Consider the following 26,607-nt stretch of genomic DNA (forward strand, 5'->3'; position numbering starts at 1 on the left):
GATCGGACACGTAGCGCCTAGTTGCGCAGCATGTAGGTTTCGTATTCGAGCTTGCCGAACTTGCGATCGAGCAGCTGCACCGCGGCGACGACGAGAATCAGCAGCGTCAGCGCGAAGCCATAGCCATAGAAGTCCGGCTGCATCAGCAGCGTAATGCCCGTCAGAATACCGTTCAACAGCACAAATGCAATACACAGCCGCAACACCGTGCGCCGCGCGTCGAGATAGAAGAATACGTTCAGCAGGCCAAGCAGCAGCACCTGCAGACTCGCGGCGATCACGTCGACGATCATTAGCGGCATGTACAGCGACGAAATGCCGAGCGCATCGAGCACCAGACGGCCGAACGCGAGAATCAGCAGCAGCACGGCCGCCTGAATCTTCACGATCTCGTAGAGCCCCGCCCGCACGCTGCCGACCATCATGTCGCGCATGTCGTTGATATGGCGCAGTGTCGCGCCGCTGCGCACGGCGTCGTAAAAGCGGTCGTAGTATTCGACGAAATCCGCTTCGATGCGCACGAGGAAGGTCGCCATGCCCGGCATCACGCACACGTAGGCGATGAACACGGGAATGTCGTAAATCACGGAAGCATTGAGCGGCCCGATCACCTTCGCGCCCGTGCCAGGCGCATACCAGAACATGAACTTGTCGATCCACACGCCGAGGTTGAACAGGAGGCCGACCATCGCGAGCCTCGGATAAGCAAAGCGCTTGTGGATCACCTCGAATGAGATGAAGCGCGGGCTGCGATAGTTGCGATAGATGAGCCCCGACAAGCCCGCGAGCAGCACCACGTGCCCGGCGACGAAACCGCCGAGCAGACCCGACAGGCCGTGCGTATTGAGCATCAGCGCAAAGGCGACGGTGCAGCCGTAACCCAGCGCGAACACGTACAGAATCTGCCGGTACTGCTTGACGCTAGACAGAAAGATCACCGCGATCCAGATATTGCTGACGACGACGAAGCCCGCCACCATCAGCAGCCGGTAGACGAGCGGCTCGCCGCGAAAACCGAAGCCGACGGCCAACATGCCGAGCACGCCCGACGCCGCAGTCGACATCAGCACGACGCCGTTGTAGTTCGACAGCACGAGGTCGTCGCGCTTCTCGAACAACCGGTCCGAGATGAAGCGCGTGAACGACAGTTGCAGCGGTCCCGTCAGTATCAGACTGCACGCAATCAGATAGGTGACCGAGACCTGGAACTGCACGATCGCGTACTTCGGTATCACGAACGCGAGACTCATCACGCCGATCACCAGGATGCCGAAGATCGACAGGATCAGCGGGCCCGAGCTGATCAGGCCTGCATACGCGTAGGCACGTGCAACGCCAAGCAGCGTCTGGTGCTTGAGGATCTTGCGAAGTTCGAAACCAATGCCAGCCATCAGCGCACCTCTCGCGTCTGTGCCGCTGCCGCCCTGCCCGTATGCATCGGACAGCCGCCTTGCACGCTTTCTGCCGCCTTGACGCGCGACGGCGCGGCCATCAGGCGTTGATACAGCACGCGATATTGATCGGTCATCTGCGCCTTCGTATAGAAGCGCCGCACACGTTCGATACCCGCCTTCTGCGCAGCCCGCCAGCGCGGCTCGTCGCCGAGCAGGTCGAGCACAGCCTGCGCGAACGCAGCCGGGTTCGCGATCGGCACGACGCTGCCTGCTACGCCCAGTGCGCGGTCCTCGTCGCCGTAGCCCTCGATCAGTTGCCGGCATGAACCGACGTCCGTCGTGATCGACGGAATGCCCGCCGCGAAACCTTCGAGCACGACGAGCGGCAACGCCTCGCTGATCGACGTCAGCGCGATCGCGTCGACCTTCGGCAAGATGTCGTGGATGCGCTGGAAGCCGAGGAACCTGACGTTCTTCGCGAGACCGAGACTTTCGGCGAGCGCGCGGCACTCCTGCGCGTACGCGGGATCTTCTTCCTCGGGACCGACGATCCAGCCTTCGATATCGGGCATCGCGCGCGACGCGATGAATATCGCGCGAATGAAGGTCTTGATGTCCTTGATGGGCACCACGCGGCCGATCAGCGCGACCACATTGCGCGGCCGCGCGACCCGCTGCTCGATGAGCGGCGCGAGAGCGTCCACGTCCACGCCGTTCGGAATGTTGCGCGTGCGCGCGGCTTGCGCGCCGTCGGCGATCTGCCGCTGACGGTTCGCTTCATACAGCGCGACGATATCGTCGGCGGCGTCGTACGCGAGCTTGCCGAGCGCTTCGAAGAAGCGCACCCACAGTTCGCGGAAGTAGCTGATCCGCGAAATATCGCGTTCGAACGCGCCGCGGTTGTCGCGGATCCACTGGCTTTGCAGCAGGTCGATCTTGCGCTCTTTCGTGTAGATGCCATGCTCGGATACGAGCAGGGGCCGGCCTGTCCGGTAGTGCAGCAGCGCGCCGAGAAAACCGGCATAGCCCGTCGACACCGTGTGATACACCTTCGCGGGCGGCAACTGCTGCGCGACGCGCGCAAGCTGCCACAGCGGCTTGTGCATGATGCGCACGGTCCAGAAGTAATCGGTGAACGACGGGTCCGTGCAGTAGCGATGATATTGATCGACGATGAAATCCCACGCCGCCCGGCTCGTCAGGAACTGCTCTTCGCTCAGCGGCGCGTTGTCGCCGATCAGTTGCACCATGTCGGCCATCATCGCGCCAGCGTCGGCCTCGCCCTTGTTGCGCCATGCCTCGTGCAGCGCAGCCGACTTCGCGAATGCGTCGGCATCGCCGGGAATTTCGCGCACGGCCTGAGCGTCGGCGGCGCCCGCTTCATACAGATAGTGCGCTTCGAAATGCACGACGTTGTCGGGCAGCGCATAAGCGGCGCCGTTGTAGTCCTCTTCGCGGCTGCCGATGAACGCAATCGCAAAGCGCAGTTCGGGATACGAGCGGAGCATTTCGTTGACCCAGCTCGACACGCCGCCACGCACGAACGGGAACGTGCCTTCTAGCAGCAGGCAGACATCGGCGTCCGCAGCGCGGCGCATCAGTGACGGTTTCATGTTGACCAGTAACGCGCGACAGGTTTGAGCATCGGCAGCGTCGCGGCATTGCCGAGCGACGCGAGCAGTTCGGAGACGCGCGGGTACTCGCCGCGCAGATATTCGACTTCGGCGAGCCACGGCACGAGACGCTCGCGCGGGAATCCTAGCGATTGCGCACGGTCCATGTAGCGCGCGGCTTCGTCAGCGTGGCCGTTGGTGAGCGCGAGGCGGCCGCGGATCATCCACAGCGCGGCATCGCTGTCGTCGATCTCCAGCGCGGCGCGCGCATAGCGGTCCGCCTGCTCGAGCGTGTGCCGGAATACGGCTCCCTGCACGAGGTTCTGATAGATCAGTTCGAAATAGAGTTCGGCGAGCTGCCGGTTGAGCGCGCGGCGATCGTCGTCCGACGGCGCCGACGCCAGCGTCTTCGCCGTATCGAAGATGCGCTGCATCACGTCGTTTTCCGCTTGATCCAGCGTGCCGTAAGCAATCAGGCGCACGTCCTCCACGGGGTCCGCCAGCAGATCGCGCAGTAGCGTGCCCGTTGTACGCGTCGGCATGCTCTGGATCGCGACGAGCGCCGACAGCCTGTCCGCCGCCGCGACCCTGGTGTTGATCAGACGAGCCTGAAGACGCGCGCCGCCGCCATGCGACACACGCGACATCAGGTACGTGACGAACTCCGGTGCGGGCACGTCGCCCATTTCGTCGTCGGGATGCGACGCCGGGCTGAGCGCCGCCCAGATGCAGCTCGCGAGCACGACCAGACCGCCGAACAACGGCACGAAGGTGCACGCGAGTCCGAGCAGCAGCAGGCTCCACGCACGCGGCTCCCGATAGCGCAGCGGCAGCAGCTGGCGGACCAGCAGCGCCTGCAACGCACCACAGACGACATCGAGCACGATGACGGGCAAGAGCGGATCGTATCCCGTCGGCCATTGCGCGAAATACACGATGCCCACGCCCTGCAGGCATGCAACGATGGCGATGCCGGGTGCCGCGAACATCGACAGCATGAAAGCGATGGAGCCGCCTGCCCGGCGGTTTGCCTGGGTGTTATCCATCGAGACCGCTACGCATGAGAAGACGCTTGAGCGCCGGACCCGGCTCGTCGCCGCCCAGATGCAGCGTATGCACGCCGATACGCGCGCCTTCAAGGTCGAGATTGAACTGTGAGCGCAGGCTCGATTCGATCCGCGCGAGATAGCCGTCGACGCCCGTTGCATCCGTCGCGGGCATCAGGTTCAGCAGCACCGACCGCCCTGCTGCTTTCACCGGCCACATCAGATCGAGCGCCCGACGGCGGCGCATCACATGTTCGAAGAACGAATCGCCGGCATCGTCATGCGGGAACACGAGCGCCACGAGCGACGACGTAATGCCCGCCGAGCGTTCGAGACGCGTGAGACGGCCGACGTCGAGCGCGAATTCATACGGGCAATCGGGCACGGCCTCGAGGATGTCGCGCACCTGCTGCGAATGCTCGACACCGTCCGCGTAATAGCCGAGCAGCACGAGCAGCAGTTGCAGGTTGTCGAAGTTCAGCGACAGGAACGGCATGCGGCGGATCGCGAGCATCGCCAGCATGCGGCCGTCGGCGGAAATGAGCGGCGCACAGACGAGCAGACGCGTGTTCGCCACGGGCCGGTCCTCGCTCTTCAGATGCGCGACCGCGCGCGTTTCGAGCGCGCGCTGAACGAGGTCGTCGCGCGGATCGAAATCGAATGTGTCGCCGACACGCGCGAGCGCCTGACGCCCGACCTTGTCGTCATGCACGGGATACAGAGCGGCCATTTCGAGCTGGCAGGCCTGCGCGACGAATTCGAGCAGTTCCCGCGCGCCCGGGATGTCGGACGAACGATGCGTTGCCGTGTCGAGACCGTGCGCGACGGAGATCCGGCGCAGCTCGGTGATCGAGTCGCGCAGCGTGGTCGGCTTCGTCAGCAAGTCCTTTTCGAGCCGCTCATGCGACAAGCGCATCAGATAGTGGCTGTTGGTGATCGCGACGAGACGGTCGTTCAGGTAGTCGTTGATCGCGTTCGCGCGCTGCGCTCGGCTGCCCCACGTATCGCCGAAGTGACCCGCGACGATGGTCTGCAGCACGCCCCCCGTGAAGAACAGCGTCGGCCACGCGGCCGCGCCGCCCTGATGCAGCAGCTGCGTCAAGACCTGATACGAACCGACCAGCATCGCGCAGCCGAGCAGGCCGAGCAGCGTGCCGTAGCGCAGCGCAACGACGAGTGGCGCGAACCACAGCCACGGAAAACCCGCGTGCAGCAGGAACGGATCGTCGCGATCGAGCCCGTAGCACACTGCGAAGACCACGCCGACGAATACGATCGTCTCGACGATGGAAAACGGCCGCGACACTGCGGGCGCGACGAGGCGCCGCCACGCGCCCAGATTGCCGAACGGGTTCGATTGACGCGGCTTCGCCGCACTGACGGCGCTTTGCGCGGTGACGGTATTCACAGCCGACTCCTCATCACGTGTCGAATTGCTGGGGTGTTGCAGCGTGCGTCGCAACGATGCGCGATGCTCACGCCCGTGCTTGCGCGCCCGCGCATCAGCCGCGCGTGTGCAGCGGCGACAGCAGGCTGCCGATCAGCGACGAAGCGACGCTCGAGAGGCTCGAACGCGTCCAGCCGCTCTTCGAACCCGTCGCGCTCCACACGACCTGGCCCGACGCCACGTCGATCAGCTCGAACGTCACGCCCGCAACGGGCTCGCCGTCGACGCCGACCTTGTAGCGCCACTCTTCGACGGCGCCCGTGAGCACGTACTTCACATGCTGCTCGCGCGCCCACGCCAGCTTCTTCTCGCCGATATCGCGCTGCGCGGTATCGAACATCGCGTTCGCCGACGCATCGACGGGCGCGAGGCGCACATCGGCGAAACCGTTCGCGCGCAACGCATTCGCCGCGATGGCGGACGCGCTGCTGCCCGCCGCCGGCGTTTCGGTGAAGTTCGCCATCGTGACCACGGCGACGGCATCCTTCGATGCGAGCGAAGGCGACCCCGCCTGGCGGACCGTTCCGCATGCGCCGAGCACCAGCGCCGACGCGGCTATGGCCGCCACCCATTTGATCAAACGAGACCACCCGTTGATGTTGCTCATCGAACCACTCCTCAGAAAAGTCGTTTTTCGCTCAGTGTGTCGCGGCTTCAGTAGAACCACCGATAGCGCGCGCCGAGTATCGTCACGGGCGTGCCGACCTTCGACACGCGCTGATGCTGCAAAAACACGGCTGCGTGATCGCCGCCGAACACGGTGCCCGCAATGCCGAGACTCACGTCCGGCCCCCAGCCCTGGATCGAGTCGTGCACGATGCCGACGTCGAGAAACGGTCGCCATGCATGCGTGTACTGCTCGAGCAATTCGTCGCCGAAGCTGAAGAAGAAGCCGTACTGCGTGTAGGTGTCGGGCATGAAGTCTTGCGGCGACGCGGGCTGCAACGCGGTCGGCAGCAGGTTCGTCATCAGCGCGTCGGCGCTGCCGCTCGCGCCGTAGGCGCCATGCGTGATCAGCGCGCGCAGCGTGTAGTCGGGATAGGCCGTGCGGATGCGGTAGCTCACTTCGCCCGTGGACAGCACGCCGCTGCCGAGATAATGGCGCGCCTGGCTATAGAAGCGGTCCGCCTCGATGCTGCCCGTGAACGTGATGCGTTCCGTCGCGCGATACGTGAAGTCGCCGATCAGGTTGTCCTTCATGCCGCCCACCAGCAGCGTCTGGTTTTCGTCGGCGACCTGGTTGCGGCCGGCGCGCACGCCGAAGGTCAGCGGCGAGTTCCGCCCCACGTCGGCGGCGAGATCCAGCGTGTAGAAAGCGGCCGAACCGATGCGTCGTCCACCCGTGATCGTGAACGACGTGTCGCGCGTGCGGCGTTCGCCGTAGAGGTTGAGCCAGCGGTCGACGGACGGCACGTTGGTCAGTTGCGTGATATCCGTCGAGTGCTGGAAGTGCTGAACGGCCGTCACGCCGACGAGATAACGCTCGGCCACCTTGCGGCTCGCCGCGAGCGTCGTCTCGACGTAATCGAGCGGATGCTCGATATGGTTGGTCACGTCGGCGCCGAGGTACTGCGGCCAGTCGAGCGTGGTTTCCGTCACGCGCGTATGCAGGTCGGTGTCTTCGGGTGCACCGTCGAGCGCATTGAAGGCGAGTTGCTGCGCGCGGTCGGGCCGGTCGACGGCGATTGTCGCGTCGATACGGTCGTTGACGGGCAGGCGCGAGCGCGCCTGCGCAAGCAGCCGCTCCATCTCCGGAATATCGTTCTCGGCGAGGGCAATCGTGAGCCGCGCATCGGCGGGACGCGACAGACGTTCCGCGTACTGTTGCGCGAGCCAGCGCTTCGCGAGCGGATTGCTTTCCTTCGACAAGGCCCACGCCACGGCCACTTCCTTGGCGACGGCGCCGCGCACCCGCACATTCTCGGGCAACGCGGCGCCATCCATCGGCGCGCCGCCCGGCAAGCCCTTTGCCGCGCCGATCATCGTGCGGCGCGCGATTGCGTTGTCCGTAGATGCCGGCTTCGCCGACGTCAGACTGTCGAGCAGTGCCGCCGACGCATCGCCTGTCGCGTAGTCGGCAGAGAGCGTCACGCGGCGGCCACGCAGGTCGTCGAGCGTTTCGGCATCCTGCGCGGTGCGGCCGCGCATCGCCGCGCGCTGCGCGCCGTGCAGTTTCACGAGCCGCGCTTCGTCTTGCTGCATCTGCAGCCACACCTTCTTGCGGATCGACCATGCGAGACCGTCGTGGCCCGCCTGCTCCTGCGCATCGGCGTAGGTGAGCAGCCACAATGGGTCGCGCGACATCATCGCCGACTGGCGCCGCAGATATTCGAGCGCGGCGACGGGCCGGTTCAGGCGCATTTCGGCGGCGGCATACGGCTCCCACAATGCCGAGCTATGATCGGCACTACCGCGCCAGCGCTTCAACGCTTCGCGCAGATCGCCGTCGCCGCCGTAATCGACGAGCGTCCACAGGTACGCGGCGCGCAGATCGGAACTTGCGCCGGGCAGGTCGACGGCGCGCTTCAGATCGGCCAGCGCCATCTGCGGCTCGTTAACGAGGCGATAGTATTCGGCGCGCACGCCGAGCAGCGCCGGCGATGCCTCTGCTGCCCTGCGCTGCTCGGGTGTGAGACTCGCGAGCAGCGTCGCGATGCGGTCCATCGCCTGCGCGTCGGTGTAATAGAAGATCGCGTCCTGCAATGCGCGAACCGTATGATCGCGGCGATAGCGCAACTCGGCGACGCGGCCGGCATCGATCGGATAGGGATCGTAGAAGTACGTCATGTCGCCGAGGTCTTCGGGCGTCGCCGCGCCGCTCGCGATCAGATGCCCGTACGCTTCGTTCGCGTCCTCGTCCCGTTGCAGGAGGCGCGCGAGTTCCGCGTAGTTGCGCCAGAAGTCTTCGTCGGTGTCTTTCGCGCCGGCGCGCGCCATCTGCAGCGCGGCCAACGCCGCGCGATAGTCGCCCTGACGGTACTGCACGCTCGCGGTGCGAAGCGCCGCATTCGCATCGTCGGGATGACGCGCCTGCACCGCGCGATACGTCGCAAGCGCCTGGTCGTCGTGGCCCGCGCGTTCGGCCAGCTGACCGATGCGCTGGTCAAGCGCGTCGGCGTTCTGCGCGCGCGGCAGCTAGCGCAGGAACGCGAGGCCGTCGTCGGGGCGGCCCAGCCGTTCGTAGGTGGCCGTTACGCTGTCGATGAGCGTCAAATCGTTCGGCGTCGCGCGCGCCTCGTGCACGAGCGCCGTGAGATACGCTTCGTCGTCGTCGAGCATCGGCGCGATGCGCAGCACGTTCTGCCAGCCGACCTGATCGTTCGACAGTTGCGCATAGTCGAGCCACGACTTCAGCGCGAGCGACGGATCGCGATTCCATTCCGCGACCTGCGCAACACGCTTGACCCAGTCGACGGCGCGCGGATCGCGCTGCACCTGCTGCACGGCGACCTTCTGCGCGCTCGCCAGATCGCCCGATTCGACGAACGCCTGGAACACGACGCCGGCAACGCTCGGGTCTGAACGGAGCGCGGCCCGCGTTGCGTCGTCCAGGCCCGCTGCGCCGCTTGTGGCTTGAGGCACTGAGACCGCCGTTGCAACGCGGAACACTCGCACACTGCCCTGCTTGCGTTCGGCGGACACGCGCGTCGCGTCACGCAGGCGGCCGTGCGCATCGAGACGGCGATAGGCGACGGGGCCATCCATATAGGCATACGTCGCCTGCGCCGCTGCGCGCAGTTGCTCGCCGGGCGGCAACCCCGGTTCGGCCAGCGCGTACTTCGCCAGCAGCTTCGCATAACGGTCGACGGCATCCGGGCGGTTCGCCGCGCGCGCGAGATTGAGCATCGCGACGAGCGTCGCGGGATCGTCGGCGAGCGGGCCGAGATGCGCGTCGGCGGCCGTGAGTGCCTCGTTCAGCAGATTGCCCGACTGAAGCGTGCGAATGCCCGCGACGAAACAGCGGCGCTGTTCATCGCGCGTCTGCGCCGTGGCCTGCTGGCGGAACCAGGCATCGGCCGCCGCACGATAGTCGCCGACCTGCAGCGCGTAACGCGTGATCTGCGTGTCCCATTTGTCGCGGCCGTCGGGATCGTTCGCCGACAGCCGTGCATATAGATGCGCAGCAAGATCGGGCATGCCGACAGCGGCGCAACGCTGCGCGAGCCACTCGAGATCCCTCGGCGCCCACGGCAGCTTCGAAGCCTGCGTCAGACGCGCGCGCAGATCCTCTAGCGCGGACGCGCGGCGCGGATCGTCTTCGGGAATCGCGAAGGTCCGCTGCTCCGTCACCGACAGATGCAGCATCATCGCGCTGCGCAGCATGTCGTCCGTGCCGAGCGTCTCCATGCGTGCGGCGATGCGTTCGGCGTCGTCGGTGCGGCCCAGATACAGATACTGCGCGCCGAGCAGCGAAAGAAACTCTTCATTGTCGGGACGCACTCGCGACCATGCTTCCAGATACGCGACGCTCAGTTCGTTCGGCGCACCGACGGACGCGACGCGCTGGCGCAGGCCGCCGCTTGGCGACACGCCGTACATCGTCACGACTACCACGCCCGCGAGCGTGTAGATGAGCCACGGCGGAACGATACGGGGACGTTTGTCGTTCGTTTTATCGTTCACAGCGGATCTCGACGGGCTGGTATTGGACTTCGAGCGCGTTGACGGGCGGCGTGTCGAAGCGTGCGTAGATGCCTTCGCGTTTGAGCGGCACCGGGCGGCCGGCGACGCTGGCGCTGCAGGTCTGTGCATTCGCGAGCTTCACGAACGGCTCGTAGTACCCGCCGAATTCGAACGACAGACCCTTGCCATCGCGCTTGAAGTCACGCACGAAACCGTTCGCTTCCGCGATGTACGGCAGCGGACCCGCCTTCGGGAGCGCGCCCGTTTCGTCGAACGACACGCGTGCCGCGCCATCCGTGATGTGGATATATATGCCGTCCGGACCTGGCGCATAACCCGTCACGCCGGGCGATGCGTGCAGGTCGGGCGCTGTCGGCCGCGGCCAGTGCAGTTCGCGCACCTCGCCGTTGCCGCGCACGAGCCAGTCATTCGACTTCGCGTTGGTCGCCTCGCTCTGCACCGAACGCGCGACAGCGAACGAGCGCCAGTCGAGCACCTTGTGCGCATAGTCCGTCATGTGCACGGGCAGCACGGGCTGCTTGAGCACCGTCGCGAAGATCTCGTCGAGCGCGCGCAGCGACGCGACCTTCGTGCCGCTGTACATGTGGTAATAGATGTCGATCGGCTTGAAGCGCAGCGGCTTGTCCGTCATGTCGAAGGTTTCGAGGACACGCGTGAAGCCATAGAACGGCCCGAGCCAATCGTTCGTGTAGACGTTCTCGTCCTGGTTGGGCGCGTACACCTGATACGCGCCCGGCCCTTTCATCACGCCAATGGGCGCGATGTTGGTCCAGCTGTTCGCGCTCTTCGTGATGACGGTGTCGCCGCCATTCACATTATCGACGCCTGCCTGATAAGTCTTGCGCACGACGATCGCGGGCGGCTCGCAGTTGCCTGGCCATTGCAGGATCGTCACCTTCTTGCCTGGAGGCGCGAGGCGCGAGTCGATGTAATCGATCGAGCCCGTCACTTCCCGATCGATATTGAATGTGTAGTTCGGAATGCTCAGCGAGAACGCCGTGTCGCCGCCGCCGCGGTCCACGCGCTCGCCCGTTTTCGCGTCGACGTTCTCCCATTCGAACGGATGCGAGTACGTGTGCGTGCCAATCGCGACGTAGGGCAACGCAAACATCTTGCGCGCGATCGCTTCCAGGCGCGGGGAGATCTGCGGATACAGGCCCTTCGGCCCCACTTCGCCCTCGATCACCGACAGCGTCATCGGCACCTTGTAGCGCGTGAAGATCTGCTGATACAGCGCTTCGCCCGAGTAGTCGGCGCCCGGAAATTCCGCACGCGATGCGAAGCCGTCGCCGTCTACGTGCGACATGAACAGCCGCCGGCCGTTTTCCGTGGTGACGCTCGGCGATGGCATCGCCTGCAGACGCAGCGCCTGACGCAGAAACTCGATGGGCTGGATCGCCCAGCGCTCCTGACCGATGCCATTGAGCGACACGACCGTGTACGGGCTCATCGCGAAGCCGCCCCACGGCGTGATCGCGATCGGGTCGAGCGTCGCTTCGCCGCTCTTCACGCGCAGCAGCGATTTGCTCGCGCTTCCGACTTGCACCCCCGTCAAGTCGCGCGCACCGAGCTTCGGATCGACTTCGAAACCGACCATCGGATCGCGCGACACGGCTTCGATCTTGTCGGCGAACGGGCCCGCGACGGCTTGCAGATCGAGCGCGCGGCCTTCGTCTTCCGCCGCGTCGAAACCGAACTGGCCCATGAACACGACGGGTACGTGCGCGGCCATGCGCGCATCGACCCACGTGCGCCACGCACCGCTGTTCGCGGTCTCGTCGCCCTGCAGCCACGCGACGACGCCCGCGTAGCGGTCGGGCGTGATGCCGTCGGGCAACGGCTCGTTGACGTTCGCGTACTCGACGTCGTAGCCGAGATAATTGAGCGGCGTCGCCAGATCGCGCACGCCGGGCGTTTCGTCGAGCGGCAGCTCGGCCTCGCTGTCCTGCACGATCAGCACCTTGCGGGGCAGCACCTCGATCCCGCCGACTCCGATCACGTTCATCGACGCATTCGACACGTACGGCGTGACGCCGGCGGCGAGCACCTGCGCGGCCGTCGTGCGCGCGCACACGCGGTCGTCGGCGGGACAGGTTTCGATCGACACGACGGGCACGCCTGTCGTTTGCGTGAAGCGGCGCGCAGCGGCAAGGCGAGCCTCGCGCTCGCTCGCGGCGACGCTGCCGTTCTGTGCGTCGCGCAGGAGCGGCGGGCCGACGACTGCATACAGCGCGTTCGCGTGCGGCAGCGCGGCCTGCAACGCAGCGTCGCCGCCGATCACGAGTCGTGCGTCGGGATGCGCGGCGCGGATCGCGTCGAGCGATGCAATCGCTACGGGCGTGTCGAGCAGGAAGCCGCGATAGCCGCGCTTCCATAGCGGCTCGATTTGCGTGCCGACGAACGCGCCGGGTGTCGTTTGCGGGGTCTCGGCGAGCGTGCGCGCGAGCCAGACGGTATGGCGCAACGGATGAGCGGCAGGATCGAATCCGCTGGCGGGATCGATCACGACGGCATCGAAGGCCTGCAATTCGCCGACGGGCACGCGCGAGCCATAGAAGAACGCGATGTTGATGCGCGGCGCCTGCGCGTCGCCCGATGCTTGTGCGTGCAACTGAGCGGACGGCTGCGCGGTCGGCGACTGAGCGTGCACGGCGACGCCATGCGTCGCGAACGCGGCAGAGGCCGCCAGCGCAACCACGCGGACGTGCGCCAGCGCACGCACGAGCGCGCGCGGTCGCGCCATCATCGCGCCGTGCCCTGCCTGGCCGACGCCTTGCAACACCCCGTCGAGCGCCGATTGCGCTTCGAATATCATTTGAATCCCCGCTCGCGTACGATTTTTTTCTTTCGGTTATTGCTTTTTACCGACCGACTTTAAAGATTCGGTTTTTTCGGGATTTACCCCTCGATCAGCAGTGCATGCCGAAATGTCAAATATCGGGATGCACGGCACGAATGAAAATCTGACACTGGAAAGACCAGAAGATATGAAACGCTGTCTCTGTGAATCGGCGCGCATTTTAACGCGTTCTGCCGTGCTGGGAAGAGGTGTCGCAAAAATATCACGAGGCTGCAAACGCCCTGCCCGCTTGCTTCCAGAATATCCATTTATACTGAGAAAGGCTCGCAAACGTTTAACGCAATAATCACGAGTTGATAATTGGCTTTCGTTATTTTTCTATTCCGTTGCCACGGTATTGCCCACTATTTCATGCACAACAGAGTCATTTAAAAGTGCAATTGTGAACAACTGAAAGGCGCGCAAACGATTTCGCGGTTGCAATGCGGTGCAACTCCCACTGGGCTGCGTTTATGCGATCATCGGATCATGAACGATCAATGTTACTGGCGCGACCCGCAACTGCCGTTCGTGGAAAGCCGGCTCGCTTTCGGCTCGCGCGCGTGCTACGTCCCGCACACGCACGACACGCTGTCCATCGGCGCTGTCGACAGCGGCCACAGCCATTACGTATGCGGCGACGATCGCGCGCGCCTCGGCCCGGGCAGCCTCGTGCTGATTCCTGCCACGCGGGTCCACGCGTGCAATCCCGATACGGACAGCGCGTGGAGCTATCAGATGCTTCATCTCGATGTCGCGTGGGCGAGCGCGGTGCTGCGCGAGAGCGGCACTGCGAATGCCGACGACGTGCTCGCGCGTCCGTCGATCAATCGGGACCGCGATGCGTACCAGCGTTATTGCGCACTGAACCGGCTGCTGTTCTCGAACGCAGACAGTGCGGAAAAAGAAGCGGCGCTGATTCTTTTCGTCGGCGGACGCTCCTGGCTCGGCGAGGCGCGCAACGTCCCGCCCGTGCCGCGCGTCGCAGTTGATCGCCTGAGACGGATCATGGATCTGCTACATGACGCGTATGACGAACGCCTGCCCATCGAGCAACTCGCGCAGATGGCTGGCATGAGCCGCTATGCGTTCATTCGCGCGTTTCGCGCCGCGACAGGCATGGCGCCGCACGCGTATCAACTGGATCTGCGCATCAACGCGGCACGCCGCCTGTTGCGCGATGGATGCGCGCTCACGGCCGTCGCACATGATCTCGGCTTCGCGGATCAGGCGCATTTCCAGCGCGCATTCAAGGAGCGCGTCGCGATGACGCCCGGCGCTTACCGCCGCGCCGTCGGCCCATGAGCACAGCAACGGCGTAACGGCGCGCACTTTTCTTCAATATCTCCACGCGCCCGTCCAGCAGACTCCCGGCACACACAAGGAGTCGAGATGGGTCTTTCTCTTCAGCAATTCGCAATGGTCGCGGGCGCGCATCTGCTTGCGCTGCTCAGCCCAGGTCCGGACTTCTTTCTGATCGCACGCAGCGCGCTGTTGCGCGGATGGCGTAAGACGGGCGCCGTATGCTTCGGCATCGCCTGCGCGAATGGCGTGTTCATTGCACTCGCGCTCGGCGGTGTGGCCGCGCTGCATCGGCACGGCACCGCGTTCGCGCTCGTCCAGGCGGCAGGCTGCGTGTATCTGTTCTATCTGGGCGGATTGATGCTGCGGCATGCCAGAGCCGCGTCGATCGGCACGCACGGTCAGGATCGCACTTCCGCGCCAACGGCAAGCGCCTGGCTTGCACGCTTTGCCACAGGCTTCGCCTCCGCGATTCTCAATCCGAAGAACGCGCTCTTCTATGCCAGCCTGTTCGCGTTGCTCGCGGCTCGCGACGCGCCCTTCGGCGCACAGATCGTCTACGGCGCGTGGATGTTCGTGGCCGTGTTCGGCTGGGATCTGCTCGTGGCAATGAGCATCGGACATCCGGCTGTCGTCGCGCGCTTCACGCGCCACAGCGCGTCGATCGAGCGCGTGACGGGCGCCGTATTGCTCGCGATCGCAGCAAGCGTGCTGGCGATGCTCGCGCGCCAGTGGTTATGAAGATGTTGATCGGCGACCATGCCGCATCACCCATCGCCGCCGGTTGACGCCGGGACATCATCGATATCCGTGAAGCCGCGATACCCGCACCGCCGCAACAGCTGCCTGGCGTATCCTTTTCATGTCGCCGATATCGGGTTGCCGCCCGCGCTGTGTCGATAGGCATGGGTGTTGCTCCATGCCGTGACGGCGGCGCCTGTGTCTGCCGACGCGGTTTCCGCGCCCGAGGATCGTTCATTGCATCGATCCGTTCAGTCATACTTCGATGGAGGATTCCATGCTTCGATACGCTGCCATCTTCTTCGTCATTGCCATTATTGCCGCCGTCTTCGGATTCGGTGGCATTGCCTCAGGCGCTGCTGAAATAGCGAAGGTGCTGTTCTTTATCTTTATCGTGATCTTTCTCGTCACGCTGCTCATGGGCGTGATCAGACGCTGAAACTGCGGGCAAAGCCATCGCTGAGCGAGGGGACGCGCGCTGGGCCGCGCGTTCGCTTGCAATCGCTCTGGCGGCCGGTTCAGGCGCCCGCGCGGATTTCGAGCACGCTCAGCGCTTCGTCAAGCCTTCTTGCGCGGCTCTTTTGCACGGGCAGGCAGGCGGCGGCGCTCACGTCGTCGACGCGTTTGCGCCAGTACGACAGCGGAAGCGGATCCGTGCCTGAAATGCGCGCCAGCATGTACTCCAGATGCCCGATATCCGACTCAAGCTGATGATGGTTCATGCCTTTCCCCGCCCGCACCGTCCGCGCAGATCGACTCCCATCGTCGCGGCAGCATCGCATTGATATGTGCTGAAGATGGCCCGTGCTGGCTGCCATCGGACGCTCAATATGGCATCAACGGGAAAGGTGCCGCAAGCGCGCCGTTGTTTATCGCCGAAACGTGCCAACTTTCACGCGCTTGTAAAACTGTCACCCTCTCGCGCGAGGCGCGGCATGTCCTGGCTCAGGTCGTAGTTCAGAAAGCCGAGAATCAGGCGCACCATTTCGTCTTCGAAGGCGTCGGTGCCGAAGTAATGCGGACGCTCCTGCGCCGTGGCAAGCAGCACGCCGGAAATCGCGCGAAACAGCACGAAGCGCGCTTCGTCGCTACCGACCCGCTTGCCCAGCTCAGGACTCTCCCGGTTCAGCGTGCCCGCAATCAATTCAAAGTAGCGCCGCATGCCCTGTCCGACTGGCGTATCGGGCGCGGCTTCTGCCCACTCCGCGCGCAAGATGCCGTAAAGGCGTGGCCGGTCGCCGATGAACGCCGCCACCACGCGCATGATGCGGCGCGCGTTGAGCCCCGTGCCGAACGGCGCCGGCTGGGTGAGTGCCTCTTTCATCATCGCCGTCAGGCGTTCGAGCTCGCGTCGTGCAAGCGCTTCGATCAAGCCTTCCTTGTTCGGAAAGTACTGATAGATCGCGCCGATACTGAAACCCGCCGTATCGGCGACACGCTGTGTCGTCAGCCCTGCTTTACCATGCGCTTCGAGCGTGCGGGCAGCGGCTTCCAGAATGCTGTCGAGCGCGAATTCGGCGCGCGCCTGCTTGGGCCGCCGACGCGACGGTGGACTCGTGGGCAAAGATACTCCGTGCATGAATGAAATTGATCTGGTTGAATGCGCAACGTCACCGCGCATGAGCGTTGACGCATGCAGTCTGCATCGGTCAAGTCGATTGTGGCATCGTGGGATGCTTCAGTGCGATCCCGTCGAAGCGAGGGTATCACGCCCTTGCGGGCGAATCGACAGGCGGCGCGTCCCCTACACGTGTGCTCGGCGTGTGCGCTCGGCTAGCGGCGCGCCGCGCTCGACGAACGGTCGACGAGGCCGAGCCCGAGGTCGAGCTCCTCGCACAGAAAACGCTGCAACGCATCGACGGCTGTTTCCTGCGTGCTCACCGCATGCCGCACGAACAGGCCGAGGTCTGCGGCTGGCGGCTCCGGCAAGCCGTCGGACGCGCCGAGCACGCGCATCGTGTCGTGCCGGATATTGCCGTCGAGCAGCACCGATACGCCAAGCCCCGCCTCCACGGCCGACTGCACCGCGGGCAGGCTCGTACTCGTGCACACGACACGCCACGCGAGACCCGCGCGCCGCAAGATCGTCATCACCTGCTGCTGCCACAGACATGTGCCGCCGAATGCGACGAGTGGCAATGGCGTATCGGGATCGAGCAGGCAGCCGCGCGCGCCGACCCAGAACAGCGGCTGCGTCCAGGTGACGAGCGGCGTCGCGTCGACCATCGCGGGATCGCCGACCAGCACGTCGAGCCCGCCGTCGACAAGACGTTGAGACAGTGCTGCACTGGCATCGACGACAATCTCCAGCGCGACCTGCGGATGCGCGGCCGAGAAGCGCCGCAACGCGCGCGGCAAACGGCCGACGGCCACGTCCTCGAGCATGCCGAGGCGCACGGTGCCCGCCACGTCACCGACTTCGAGCGCGCGCCGCGCGTCCTCGCCTGCGCCGAGGATTGCGTGTGCATAGGGCAGCAGCCGGTGCCCCGCATCCGTCAGGCGCACGCCGCGCGGCGAGCGTTCCAGCAGGCGCTGGCCGATGTCGTCCTCGAGGCGACGCAACTGCATGCTGACGGCCGCCTGCGTGCGGGCGAGGCGTACGGCCGCCGCACTGACGGCGCCCGTTTCGGCGACCGTCACGAAGGCGCGGAGAAGACTGTTGTCGAAGTCGCGCATCATCAGCATCCGTTATATCGGCATAAGAAATATCAGCTTATCTTAAGCCGCTTTTCGCCGATATGATGACCGTTCATCGCCCGTTGCACGCCACGCTCCACACACATGAAAGACTCGACGCTCGCCCAATCCGTCACCTTCGACGCCCCGCCCTCGCCCGCCGCGCAGACGCGCCACATCGGCGTTGCCGCGCTGCTCGGCCTGATGTCGATGTCGTGTGTCCAGTTCGGCGCCGCACTGTCAGCGCCGACGATGGACGCATTCGGCGCGCTCAGCACGACGTGGCTGCGGCTCGCGTGGGCGGCCGTCATTCTGGCCATCGTCGTGCGTCCGAAGTGGCGCACCTATTCCCGTGCGCACTGGCTCGCGGCGGGGGTGCTCGGCGTGGCGATGGCGGGCATGACGCTGTGCTTTTTCTCGGCGATCGAACGCATTCCGCTCGGCCTCGCCGTCGCGATCGACTTTCTCGGCCCGCTGACGGTCGCGACGCTCGCTGTGCGCCGTCCGGGCGCGCTGCTGTGGCCGCTGCTCGCGGTCGCGGGCGTGCTGCTGCTCGCGCGCGATCGCGCAGGCTGGATCGGCGAGCCCGTCGGCATGTTGCTGGCGGCGGGCGCGGCGTGCGGTTGGGGCAGCTATATCGTGCTGATGAAAAAGACGGGCGCGCTCTTCAATGGGCTCGAAGGCCTGTCGGTCTCGCTTGTCGCGGCAGCGCTCGTCGCGACGCCCTTCGGCCTCGCCGAGCATGGCGTGCATATCGCGCCGGTGCAATTCGCCGCCACGGCCGGCCTTGCCGTGCTCGTGCCGCTTTTGCCCTACGCGCTGGAAATGATTGCGCTGCGCCACATGCCCGCTTCGTCGTTCGGCATTCTGATGAGCATCGAACCGGCGATCGGCGCGCTCGCGGGCTTCGTCGTACTGCATCAGCCGATGACGGCGCTGCAGCTGGCGGGCACGCTGTTCGTCGTGAGTGCGAGCGTCGGTGTGATCGTCACGTCGCGATGAGCGGACCATCGGGTCCGAATGATGCGCGAGGTCGTGCGGCTAGAATCGACGCATCGACTGACCGAATCCCGACCGCGAGGACCCCATCATGACCGACGACGAGCGCGCCATCCGCCAGCTGATCGACACCTGGCTCGACGCCAGCAAGGCAGGCGACACGGAAACCGTGCTGAGCCTGATGACCGACGATGTGATTTTCATGGTGCCCGGCCAGAAGCCGTTCGGCAAAGCCGCCTTCATGGCGGCGTCCGCGGGACAGAAGAACATCGCGATCGATGGCAACAGCGAGATCCTCGAACTTCAGGTGCTGGGCGACTGGGCCTTTCTGCGCTCGCGCCTCGCCATCAGCATCACGCCGAAGGACGGCTCCGCGCCGCCGATGCACCTGGCCGGCAACACGATGACCATTCTGCGCAAGGAGGCCGACGGCCGCTGGCTGCTCGCGCGCGATGCCAATCTGCTCGTGCCGCAACCTGCGCAACATGCGCAAACTCCGCAAACTCCGCAAATGTGACGCGCATCACCTCTCCCAGGGCGCGCCGTTGTCCCCATCGCGTTTGCCATAACGGTCGATCGCCTGCCTGACGATGTCGCGTTCGCTCGCCCCCTCGTCGGCGAGCGCCTTCAACGCGGCAATCGCGATCGACGCGCGATCCACTTCGAAGAACGCGCGCAGCGCAGCGCGCGTGTCGCTGCGCCCGAAGCCGTCGGTGCCGAGCGTCACGTAGCGGCGCGGCACATACGCGCGGATCAGTTCGGGCACGGCGCGCACATAGTCGGTCGCGGCGATCACCGGGCCGCGCACTGCAGCGAGCGCGGACGTCACATACGGCAACGCGTGTTGCGCGTCGTCGAAGAGGCGCTCCGCACGTTCCGCTGCAACGCCGTTACGATGCAGTTCGGTGAAGCTCGTCACGCTCCATACGGCAGCCGGGATGTTCCAGTCGTCCCTCAGCATGCGCGCGGCTGCCTGCACTTCGCCGAGAATCGCGCCCGCGCCGAGCAATTGCACCTGCGCCGTTTCCAGCGATGCCTGATCGAGCGGATACATCCCCTTCAGCACGCCTTCCCGCACGGTATCGACAGACACAGCTGCAGGCAGCGAAGGCTGTGCGTAGTTCTCGTTCGTGACGGTCAGGTAATAGAACACATCGCGCTGACGTTCGAGCATCTCCCGCATGCCTTCATCGACGATCAGCGCGACTTCGAAGGCAAACGCGGGATCGTATGAACGGCAGTTCGGCACCGTCGATGCCGCGAGATGACTCGTGCCGTCCTGATGCTGAAGCCCTTCGCCGCCGAGCGTCGTCTTGCCCGCCGTCGCGCCGATCAGGAAGCCTCGCGCGCGCTGGTCCGCTGCCGCCCAGATCAGGTCGCCGATGCGCTGGAAGCCGAACATCGAGTAGTAGATGTAGAACGGCAGCATGGCGAGATCGTGCACGCTATACGACGTGGCCGCGGCGATCCACGACGACACGGCCCCTGCTTCGGAAATACCCTCTTCGAGTATCTGGCCGCCCGTGTCTTCGCGGTAGTACAGCATCGAGCCCATGTCTTCCGGCTCATACAACTGGCCGAGCGGCGAATAGATGCCCACCTGGCGGAACAGGTTCGCCATGCCGAAGGTCCGCGCTTCATCGGCGACGACAGGCACGACACGCGGGCCCAGCGACGCGTCCTTCAGCAGACTGCCGAGCATGCGCACGACGGCCATCGTGGTCGACATCTCCTTGCCGTTCGCCTCCAGCGCGAATTGCCCCCAGGATGGCAGCGCGGGCACGGTCGGTGTCCGCGATGCCGCCGCCCGCCTTCTGGGCAGATAGCCTCCGAGGGCAACCCGGCGTGCATGCAGGTACTGCATTTCCGGGCTGTTTTCTGCTGGCTTGTAAAACCTGAGTTGCTCGACGTCCTCGTCCGACAACGGCAGGCGGAAGCGGTCGCGGAACGCCTTCAGCTGCTCGACGTCGAGCTTCTTCTGCTGATGCGTCGTCATGCGCCCCTGGCCGATGGAGCCCATGCCGAAGCCCTTCATCGTCTTCGCGAGTATCACCGTGGGCTGGCCGCGATGCTTCAACGCACGGTCATACGCGGCGTGCAGCTTGCGCACGTCGTGGCCGCCGCGCCGCAAGCGGTCGATATCGTCGTTGCTCAGATGCGCGGCGAGCGCCTCGAGCTCGGGATTCTGGCCGAAGAAGCGCTCGCGGTTATACGCGCCGTCGTTGGCCGAGAAGGTCTGGAACTGGCCGTCGACGGTATGGGCAAACGCGCGCAGCAAGGCGCCCGTGCGGTCGCGTGCGAACAGCGCATCCCAGTCCGAGCCCCACAGCACCTTGATCACGTTCCAGCCGGCGCCCGTGAACTGCGCTTCGAGTTCGTCGATGATGCGGCCGTTGCTGCGCACGGGGCCGTCGAGCCGCTGCAAATTGCAATTGATCACGAACACGAGGTTGTCGAGCCCTTCGCGCGCCGCGAGCGACAGCGCACCGATCGACTCCGGCTCGTCCATCTCGCCGTCGCCGAAGAAGCCCCACACCTTGCGGCCCTCCGTCTTCAGGAGGCCGCGGTTCTGCAGATAGCGCATGAAGCGCGCCTGGTAGATCGCGTTGATGGGACCGATGCCCATCGAGCCCGTCGGGAACTGCCAGAAGTCGGGCATCAGCCACGGATGCGGATACGAACACAAGCCCGGCCCGGCGATTTCGCGGCGATAGTGTTCCAGATGCGTCTCGTCCAGAAAGCCTTCGAGGAACGCGCGCGCGTACACGCCCGGCGACGAATGCGGCTGGAAGTAGACGAGATCGCCGCCGCGCGCATCGTTGCCGTCTTGCCTAGTGCTCGCGGCGCGGAAGAAGTGATTGAAGCCGACTTCGAACAGATCAGCCGCCGAAGCATAGCTCGCAATGTGGCCGCCCAATTCGCCGTACGCGCGATTGGCGCGCACCACCATCGCGAGCGCGTTCCAGCGCAACGCGGCGGCGAGCTTTTCTTCCGTGTCGAGGTCGCCGGGATAAGGCGGCTGCTGATCGACGGATATCGTGTTTGCGTAGGGCGTGACGTTCGCGCGCGCCGTCGCGACCCCATTGCCGAGCGCGTGCGCCGCCAGCCGGTCGAACAGGTACTGCGCGCGCTCGAGGCCGACATGTTGCACGACGCCATCCAGCGCGGCGAGCCATTCGGCCGTCTCCTGCGGATCGCTGTCGATGCGAGCCTGGGTCAAGGCAACAACGGGGCGGGCACCGCTCGATAAATCCGTCATGGCGCAACTCCGGCAGAAAGCGTGGGTGAAAGGCGACTCGAAAAGGTCTCATCAGCTTACCCATGCGTCCGGAAAATGTGCGTCTCTTTTGCTTGCGCAGGCGCTTCCATATAGTGTATTTATTCTGGTATATCGGCTTTACATGGAATATTTACACTATGGCTTCCGACGCCAGACATGCCGCCGCAGCGCGGCGCCTCGACCGCATCGACATCGCGATTCTTCAGCAGCTCCAGCAGAACGCGCGCATCACGAATGCGGAACTCGCGCGCGCCGTCAATCTGTCGCCCACGCCCTGCTTCAACCGCGTGCGCGCGCTCGAAAGACTCGGCCTGTTCCGTCAGCAGGTCACGCTGCTCGACGCGGAAGCACTCGGGCTGCGCATCAACGTGTTCATTCAGGTGAGCCTCGAAAAGCAGGTCGAAGAGGCGTTGCGCCGCTTCGAGCAGGAAGTCGGCGAGCGCCCCGAGGTCATGGAGTGCTACTTGATGACGGGCGACGCCGACTATCTGCTGCGCGTCGTCGTGCCCGACATGCAGGGGCTCGAACGCTTCATCGTGCAGTGGCTCACGAAGATTCCGGGCGTATCGAATATCCGCTCCAGCTTCGCGCTGAAGCAGGTGCGCTACAAGACGGCGTTGCCGCTGCCCGTCGCGGGTCTTACGCTCGCCGCGCAAGACGACGCGCCGCGCGAATGGGCCTGATCTGGGCCCTGCTCGCACGCAGACAGGCGGTTTAGCACGGCGCAGGCGTTACGCGGTCGCGCAGTTCGCGGCGAATGACCTTGCCCGTCGCCGTCATCGGCAACGCTTCGACGAAGTAAATCGCGCGCGGATATTCGTGCGCGGCGAGGTGCGTCTTCACGTGCTGCTGCAGCGCCTGCACCAGCGCGTCGCTCGCGTCGTAGCCGGGATTCAGCACGACGAACGCGGTGACGATCTCGGTGCGCTGCGCGTCGGGTGCGCCGACCACGGCCGCCATGCGCACGGCGGGATGACGCAGCAGGCAGTCTTCGATGGGCGCCGGGCCGATCCTGTAACCGGCGCTCGTGATCACATCGTCGTCGCGGCCGACGAAGCGGATGAAGCCTTGCGCATCCATCAGCCCCATGTCGCCCGTCAGCAACCAGTCACCGCGAAACTTGTCGCGTGTCGCCGCCTCGTTGCGCCAGTAGCCGAGAAACATCACCGGGTCGGGCGCGTGGATCGCGATATTGCCGGGCTCGCCACGCGGGACGGTATGCCCTGTGTCGTCGACGATCGCCACGCGATGGCCCGGCACGACCTTGCCGATCGCCCCGAAGCACGGCTCGAACAGCGTCGCGCACGACGACACGACCACGTTGCATTCCGTCTGCCCGTAGAACTCGTTGATGGTCACGCCGAGTGCGCGCCGTCCCCACTCGATCAGTTCAGCGCCGAGCGATTCGCCGCCGCTCGCGACCGCGCGCAGCGAGAGTGTCCAGCGCTCGGGATGCTCGACGGCGCGCATCATCTTCAACGCCGTCGGCGGCAGGAATGCATGGGTAACGGCATGCCGCTGCATCAGATCGAACGCGGCCTCGCCGTCGAACTTGTCGAAGCGCCGCGCCAGCACGGCGACGCCGTGATGCCATGCCGGCAGCAGCACATCGAATAGCCCGCCGATCCACGCCCAGTCGGCGGGCGTCCACATGAGCCGCGCGTCATTCGGAAAGAACGCTTGCGGCATCTCCACGCCGGGCAGATGGCCGAGCAGCACGCGATGCGCATGCAACGCACCCTTCGGCTTGCCCGTCGTGCCGGAGGTGTAGATGATGACAGCGGGATCGTCGGCGGCCGTCGGTTCCGGGTCGAAGCCGGCCGGCGGCGCATCGTCGAGCGCGGACCAGAACGAGTCGGCCTGCAACGCGTGATCCGCCTGATCGACGTCGACACAGAAGATCGTGAGCAATTCAGGCAGGCTCGCGCGCACCGCGGCGATCTTCTGCGCGCCGCCCACGTCCGTCACGAGCGCGACGGCACCGCTATCGGCCAGACGGTATTCGAGCGCGTCAGGCCCGAACAGCGCGAAGAGCGGAACGGCGATCGCGCCGCATTTGTACACGGCGAGATGCGCGAGCGCCGTCTCTACCGATTGCGCGAGGAAGATGCCGACGCGATCGCCCTTCTTCACGCCGCACTTTCTCAACGCGTGAGCGAAACGGTCCGACAGCGACTTGAGTTCGTCGAAGCTGTAGCGCGCAGTCTCCCCTTCACGCGTCTCGCAGATCAGCGCAAGACGGCCGCTGCCGTCGGCCCACTTGTCGCAGGCATCGACACCGATGTTGTAGCGCGGCGGAATGCGCCATTCAAACGCGGTGACGAGGCTTTCGTAGGTATCGGCGGCGGGCAGCATTTGTGTCTCCTTGTTGTAAGCGCTGCCTGTCATGCTACTCCGCTCGCGATGCCGTCGGCGTACGACGGGCGACCGACCGCACGCCGCCCGGATCGGAAAGGCTAATGTAATGGCGTGCGCGCCCGGGTCGTCGAGACAGGCTGAATGCTGCTTCCGTTTTTTTCAGTTGCCTGTTGCGGCCCTCGCCCGCGACAATGCCCCAACTGTGGGAGGAATATGAAGAAGTGCATTCTGCTTGCCGGGATCGGCGTGCTCGCCGCGTGCACGGCGGTATCGGGCGTGGACAGGAAGCAGAACGGCTATCTCTCGGTCACGAGTCGTGGACGCACCAGCCTCGCGTCGTGGAATAGCATCCGCAACGCGGGCCTCAAGCACGCCAACACGTATTGCCGCGACCAGCAAAAACAGATGCACACCATCGAGATTCATACGAACGGCGTGCGTAGCGCAGGCAATCAGACGGTCGAAGTGGTTTTCGAGTGCTTTTAAGAGATGTCGGGCGGTGTTCAGCGCGTGTCTGCCTCGTCGGGGACGGCGTCGCCGAACCGGCTCGCGACGAATGCGCGCATCGCTGCGATCAGCACGGTCGCGCCGACCTGTTCGATGGTGCGCGCGCCGGCCGGAACGGAACCCGTCCATGAAGCACGGTCGCCCGCTGCGGCCGGCACCAGATGAATTCTCGCGCGTTCGATGATCGGGCCGCATTGGGCCCAGTCCGTCGACGGCGCGAAGGCCGCTTCGAGCGCGCGGGCGGGATCGCCGTCGCAGGCGGGTTCTTCGATCCAGCAAAAGCCGTCGTCGACGCGCGGCTTCGGCAGATTATCCGCTCGTGCAACCCAGTAATCGAGTACCGCGCCTTCCAGATCTGAAACTCTCATCTCTGCTCCTGTGGAGATCGTATGTGCCGAACGCAGCTTTGATTGTGCATCAAGTTCGTGTTGCGTTTTATGACGTGGTATTTGTCGTGCCAGATGGCGCCGCGGATGGTGCGCGGCGTGTTCCGTCAATTGAACCGACACGGGGCATCCATGACTTTCCACCTCGGGCGCATTCCGGGCCGCCGCGCCGCTGGCCAGCATCCGCTGCGCAAGCTGTTCGCCGGGCTGCTCGGCATCGTTGCAACGCAAGGCGCGGCGCTCGCCGCGCCGCATCTGTTGGGACATACGATGGCAGGCTTGCACAAGACGATCGTCATCGATGCGCAAGGCGACTCGACGATGTGGGGCTATCAGACGTCGGGCGGCTTCACGAAGTCGTGGCAATCGCCCGACAATCCGCCAGCATTGCTTCAGGCCGCGTTGCAGGCGCGCTTTGGCGCGCGTGTGATTGTGCAGAACAACGGCGTGCCGGGCGCGACGCTCGTCGATCGCGAGCAAGGCGTCAACGGTTATGGGCAACCGTACTCGCGATGGGTGACGATATCGCCCGCGCATATCGTGATCGTCAACTTCGCGCTCAACGACGCCGACAATCACGTGAAGGAGCCGCCCGCCGCGTTTCGCGCGCGGCTCACGCGCTTCATCAAGGAATCGCGCAACGCTGGACGCATCGTCGTGCTCGAAGAACCCAATCCCGTCGATTACGCGTTGAACGAGACGGTCGTGCCGCAATACGTGGCTGTCGTCGATGAACTGGCGAAACGCTACGGGCTTGCGCTGGTGCGGCAGTATGCGCCGATCGGCGCGATGCGCGACTGGCGCTCGCTGCTGATCGATCGCGTGCACCCCACGGATGCGCTTTACCGTCTCAAGGCGGAGCGGCAACGCGAAGTGATCGAACCGATCGTAGCGAGGCTGATGGAGTGAATGCGGCGCACGACGCCGCATGCTCATTCGCCCACGGAAAGCACCTGCTGCGAAGCGACCAGCTTCGGATGAGGCTTGCATCCGCAGATGCACAGATCATCGCTCAACGCGGCATGCCGGCCGTCGGGTGCCGTCATCACTTCGCGCTGACCATCGCACTGGATCGTGCCCGTCGTACGGCATGCCGGACACGCCACGTTGCCGCCTTCATGCGTGACGTCGCGTCCTTCCGGTTGAATCGTGGTCGAGACAACTTGCACCGTGCCGTTCGCCGTCTCGCGATTGCACAGGTTCGCGCGCGCTGAGCCATTGACACTCTTTGACATCATGAGTCCGTGCTCTCAATAGAATCGCGCTGGCTGTCGTCGCGACCTCGCCGCGCCCCTCAGCCACCGGATCATTGCAGTCCAGCAGCAATCACGAGCACGTGTTTTCATGCAGCAACTCGACAGCGTTCGCGGGACGG

Annotated in this window: 23 protein-coding genes; 8 read left to right on the forward strand and 15 right to left on the reverse strand. The window is 65.0% G+C overall.

Annotated elements, in window-relative coordinates:
* Window positions 1-17: 17 nt before the first annotated feature.
* The 8 genes from pelG to BPHY_RS09345 form a co-directional block, all read right to left on the reverse strand.
* Window positions 18-1,391 (reverse strand): exopolysaccharide Pel transporter PelG, encoded by a 1,374-nt coding sequence (gene pelG, locus BPHY_RS09315; RefSeq protein ID WP_012401223.1) that lies wholly within the window; start codon window positions 1,389-1,391, stop codon window positions 18-20.
* Window positions 1,391-3,007: a GT4 family glycosyltransferase PelF gene (pelF, locus tag BPHY_RS09320; RefSeq protein ID WP_012401224.1), complete on the reverse strand. Its 1,617-nt coding sequence runs from the start codon at window positions 3,005-3,007 to the stop codon at window positions 1,391-1,393. The genes pelG and pelF overlap by 1 nt, the downstream gene beginning before the upstream one ends.
* A complete protein-coding gene (locus BPHY_RS09325) occupies window positions 3,004-4,053 on the reverse strand; it encodes a tetratricopeptide repeat protein (RefSeq protein ID WP_012401225.1) in 1,050 nt (349 codons plus the stop codon). The genes pelF and BPHY_RS09325 overlap by 4 nt, the downstream gene beginning before the upstream one ends.
* The gene (locus BPHY_RS09330; protein ID WP_012401226.1) at window positions 4,046-5,461 is read right to left on the reverse strand and encodes a PelD GGDEF domain-containing protein; all 1,416 of its coding nucleotides are present in this window, start codon (window positions 5,459-5,461) and stop codon (window positions 4,046-4,048) included. The genes BPHY_RS09325 and BPHY_RS09330 overlap by 8 nt, the downstream gene beginning before the upstream one ends.
* Before the next feature lie 94 nt (window positions 5,462-5,555).
* Complete coding sequence (locus BPHY_RS09335) at window positions 5,556-6,107, reverse strand: hypothetical protein (RefSeq protein WP_012401227.1); 552 nt, start codon at window positions 6,105-6,107, stop codon at window positions 5,556-5,558.
* Between the two features lie 47 nt (window positions 6,108-6,154).
* Entirely contained in the window at window positions 6,155-8,536 is a 2,382-nt protein-coding gene (locus BPHY_RS44005) for a tetratricopeptide repeat protein (protein ID WP_322789020.1), read from the reverse strand.
* Window positions 8,537-8,635: 99 nt separating this feature from the next.
* Window positions 8,636-10,123, reverse strand: a complete 1,488-nt coding sequence (locus tag BPHY_RS44010; protein WP_322789021.1) for a hypothetical protein — start codon at window positions 10,121-10,123, stop codon at window positions 8,636-8,638.
* The gene (locus tag BPHY_RS09345) at window positions 10,113-12,959 is read right to left on the reverse strand and encodes a polysaccharide deacetylase family protein (protein WP_012401228.1); all 2,847 of its coding nucleotides are present in this window, start codon (window positions 12,957-12,959) and stop codon (window positions 10,113-10,115) included. The genes BPHY_RS44010 and BPHY_RS09345 overlap by 11 nt, the downstream gene beginning before the upstream one ends.
* 513 nt (window positions 12,960-13,472) lie before the next feature.
* Between BPHY_RS09345 and BPHY_RS09350 the strand changes: the two genes are divergently transcribed.
* The 3 genes from BPHY_RS09350 to BPHY_RS39350 all read left to right on the forward strand — a co-directional run bounded on the left by BPHY_RS09350 (window position 13,473) and on the right by BPHY_RS39350 (window position 15,465).
* Complete coding sequence (locus BPHY_RS09350) at window positions 13,473-14,288, forward strand: helix-turn-helix domain-containing protein (protein ID WP_012401229.1); 816 nt, start codon at window positions 13,473-13,475, stop codon at window positions 14,286-14,288.
* 87 nt (window positions 14,289-14,375) lie between these two features.
* Complete coding sequence (locus BPHY_RS09355) at window positions 14,376-15,026, forward strand: LysE family translocator (protein ID WP_012401230.1); 651 nt, start codon at window positions 14,376-14,378, stop codon at window positions 15,024-15,026.
* A 277-nt stretch (window positions 15,027-15,303) separates the two neighbouring features.
* A complete protein-coding gene (locus tag BPHY_RS39350) occupies window positions 15,304-15,465 on the forward strand; it encodes a DUF1328 domain-containing protein (RefSeq protein ID WP_012401231.1) in 162 nt (53 codons plus the stop codon).
* Window positions 15,466-15,544: 79 nt separating this feature from the next.
* On the opposite strand, the gene BPHY_RS09365 is transcribed toward BPHY_RS39350, so the two are convergent.
* The 3 genes from BPHY_RS09365 to BPHY_RS09375 all read right to left on the reverse strand — a co-directional run bounded on the left by BPHY_RS09365 (window position 15,545) and on the right by BPHY_RS09375 (window position 17,705).
* Entirely contained in the window at window positions 15,545-15,748 is a 204-nt protein-coding gene (locus tag BPHY_RS09365) for a hypothetical protein (RefSeq protein WP_041763497.1), read from the reverse strand.
* 170 nt (window positions 15,749-15,918) lie between these two features.
* Window positions 15,919-16,590 (reverse strand): TetR/AcrR family transcriptional regulator, encoded by a 672-nt coding sequence (locus BPHY_RS09370; protein ID WP_041763499.1) that lies wholly within the window; start codon window positions 16,588-16,590, stop codon window positions 15,919-15,921.
* Between the two features lie 209 nt (window positions 16,591-16,799).
* Window positions 16,800-17,705, reverse strand: a complete 906-nt coding sequence (locus BPHY_RS09375; RefSeq protein WP_176061903.1) for a LysR substrate-binding domain-containing protein — start codon at window positions 17,703-17,705, stop codon at window positions 16,800-16,802.
* Between the two features lie 102 nt (window positions 17,706-17,807).
* Here BPHY_RS09375 and BPHY_RS09380 point away from each other — a divergent pair, with 102 nt between their 5' ends.
* A complete protein-coding gene (locus BPHY_RS09380) occupies window positions 17,808-18,704 on the forward strand; it encodes an EamA family transporter (protein ID WP_012401235.1) in 897 nt (298 codons plus the stop codon).
* Window positions 18,705-18,792: 88 nt separating this feature from the next.
* Complete coding sequence (locus BPHY_RS09385; RefSeq protein WP_012401236.1) at window positions 18,793-19,218, forward strand: SgcJ/EcaC family oxidoreductase; 426 nt, start codon at window positions 18,793-18,795, stop codon at window positions 19,216-19,218.
* 6 nt (window positions 19,219-19,224) lie between these two features.
* Here BPHY_RS09385 and mdeB read toward each other — a convergent pair whose 3' ends face one another.
* Window positions 19,225-21,960, reverse strand: coding sequence for an alpha-ketoglutarate dehydrogenase (gene mdeB / locus BPHY_RS09390; protein ID WP_012401237.1), 2,736 nt, complete (start codon window positions 21,958-21,960; stop codon window positions 19,225-19,227).
* Window positions 21,961-22,118: 158 nt separating this feature from the next.
* On the opposite strand from mdeB, the gene BPHY_RS09395 reads away from it, so the two are divergent.
* A complete protein-coding gene (locus BPHY_RS09395) occupies window positions 22,119-22,664 on the forward strand; it encodes an Lrp/AsnC family transcriptional regulator (protein ID WP_041763501.1) in 546 nt (181 codons plus the stop codon).
* A gap of 31 nt (window positions 22,665-22,695) precedes the next feature.
* On the opposite strand, the gene BPHY_RS09400 is transcribed toward BPHY_RS09395, so the two are convergent.
* The gene (locus BPHY_RS09400) at window positions 22,696-24,336 is read right to left on the reverse strand and encodes an acyl-CoA synthetase (protein WP_041763893.1); all 1,641 of its coding nucleotides are present in this window, start codon (window positions 24,334-24,336) and stop codon (window positions 22,696-22,698) included.
* A 216-nt stretch (window positions 24,337-24,552) separates the two neighbouring features.
* Here BPHY_RS09400 and BPHY_RS09405 point away from each other — a divergent pair, with 216 nt between their 5' ends.
* Window positions 24,553-24,825 carry a hypothetical protein gene (locus tag BPHY_RS09405; RefSeq protein ID WP_012401240.1) on the forward strand — a complete coding sequence of 91 codons (273 nt, stop codon included), beginning with the start codon at window positions 24,553-24,555 and terminating at the stop codon, window positions 24,823-24,825.
* A gap of 17 nt (window positions 24,826-24,842) precedes the next feature.
* Here BPHY_RS09405 and BPHY_RS09410 read toward each other — a convergent pair whose 3' ends face one another.
* On the reverse strand, window positions 24,843-25,214 hold the full coding sequence (locus tag BPHY_RS09410; RefSeq protein WP_012401241.1) for a DUF2591 domain-containing protein: 372 nt from the start codon (window positions 25,212-25,214) through the stop codon (window positions 24,843-24,845).
* A gap of 150 nt (window positions 25,215-25,364) precedes the next feature.
* Here BPHY_RS09410 and BPHY_RS09415 point away from each other — a divergent pair, with 150 nt between their 5' ends.
* Window positions 25,365-26,141 (forward strand): SGNH/GDSL hydrolase family protein, encoded by a 777-nt coding sequence (locus BPHY_RS09415; RefSeq protein ID WP_012401242.1) that lies wholly within the window; start codon window positions 25,365-25,367, stop codon window positions 26,139-26,141.
* A 23-nt stretch (window positions 26,142-26,164) separates the two neighbouring features.
* Here BPHY_RS09415 and BPHY_RS09420 read toward each other — a convergent pair whose 3' ends face one another.
* A complete protein-coding gene (locus BPHY_RS09420) occupies window positions 26,165-26,470 on the reverse strand; it encodes a PAAR domain-containing protein (protein ID WP_012401243.1) in 306 nt (101 codons plus the stop codon).
* Between the last annotated feature and the right edge of the window lie 137 nt (window positions 26,471-26,607).

The organism is Paraburkholderia phymatum STM815, from assembly GCF_000020045.1.
Classification (GTDB): Bacteria; Pseudomonadota; Gammaproteobacteria; order Burkholderiales; family Burkholderiaceae; genus Paraburkholderia; species Paraburkholderia phymatum.

Coding starts and splice junctions, on each gene's coding strand:
- pelG (WP_012401223.1), bottom strand. CDS start 1,391: ATGGCTGGCATTGGTTTCGAACTTCGCAAGATCCTCAAGCACCAGACG.
- pelF (WP_012401224.1), bottom strand. CDS start 3,007: ATGAAACCGTCACTGATGCGCCGCGCTGCGGACGCCGATGTCTGCCTG.
- BPHY_RS09325 (WP_012401225.1), bottom strand. CDS start 4,053: ATGGATAACACCCAGGCAAACCGCCGGGCAGGCGGCTCCATCGCTTTC.
- BPHY_RS09335 (WP_012401227.1), bottom strand. CDS start 6,107: ATGAGCAACATCAACGGGTGGTCTCGTTTGATCAAATGGGTGGCGGCC.
- BPHY_RS09345 (WP_012401228.1), bottom strand. CDS start 12,959: ATGATATTCGAAGCGCAATCGGCGCTCGACGGGGTGTTGCAAGGCGTC.
- BPHY_RS09350 (WP_012401229.1), top strand. CDS start 13,473: ATGAACGATCAATGTTACTGGCGCGACCCGCAACTGCCGTTCGTGGAA.
- BPHY_RS09355 (WP_012401230.1), top strand. CDS start 14,376: ATGGGTCTTTCTCTTCAGCAATTCGCAATGGTCGCGGGCGCGCATCTG.
- BPHY_RS39350 (WP_012401231.1), top strand. CDS start 15,304: ATGCTTCGATACGCTGCCATCTTCTTCGTCATTGCCATTATTGCCGCC.
- BPHY_RS09365 (WP_041763497.1), bottom strand. CDS start 15,748: ATGAACCATCATCAGCTTGAGTCGGATATCGGGCATCTGGAGTACATG.
- BPHY_RS09375 (WP_176061903.1), bottom strand. CDS start 17,705: ATGATGCGCGACTTCGACAACAGTCTTCTCCGCGCCTTCGTGACGGTC.
- BPHY_RS09380 (WP_012401235.1), top strand. CDS start 17,808: ATGAAAGACTCGACGCTCGCCCAATCCGTCACCTTCGACGCCCCGCCC.
- BPHY_RS09385 (WP_012401236.1), top strand. CDS start 18,793: ATGACCGACGACGAGCGCGCCATCCGCCAGCTGATCGACACCTGGCTC.
- mdeB (WP_012401237.1), bottom strand. CDS start 21,960: ATGACGGATTTATCGAGCGGTGCCCGCCCCGTTGTTGCCTTGACCCAG.
- BPHY_RS09395 (WP_041763501.1), top strand. CDS start 22,119: ATGGCTTCCGACGCCAGACATGCCGCCGCAGCGCGGCGCCTCGACCGC.
- BPHY_RS09400 (WP_041763893.1), bottom strand. CDS start 24,336: ATGCTGCCCGCCGCCGATACCTACGAAAGCCTCGTCACCGCGTTTGAA.
- BPHY_RS09405 (WP_012401240.1), top strand. CDS start 24,553: ATGAAGAAGTGCATTCTGCTTGCCGGGATCGGCGTGCTCGCCGCGTGC.
- BPHY_RS09410 (WP_012401241.1), bottom strand. CDS start 25,214: ATGAGAGTTTCAGATCTGGAAGGCGCGGTACTCGATTACTGGGTTGCA.
- BPHY_RS09415 (WP_012401242.1), top strand. CDS start 25,365: ATGACTTTCCACCTCGGGCGCATTCCGGGCCGCCGCGCCGCTGGCCAG.
- BPHY_RS09420 (WP_012401243.1), bottom strand. CDS start 26,470: ATGATGTCAAAGAGTGTCAATGGCTCAGCGCGCGCGAACCTGTGCAAT.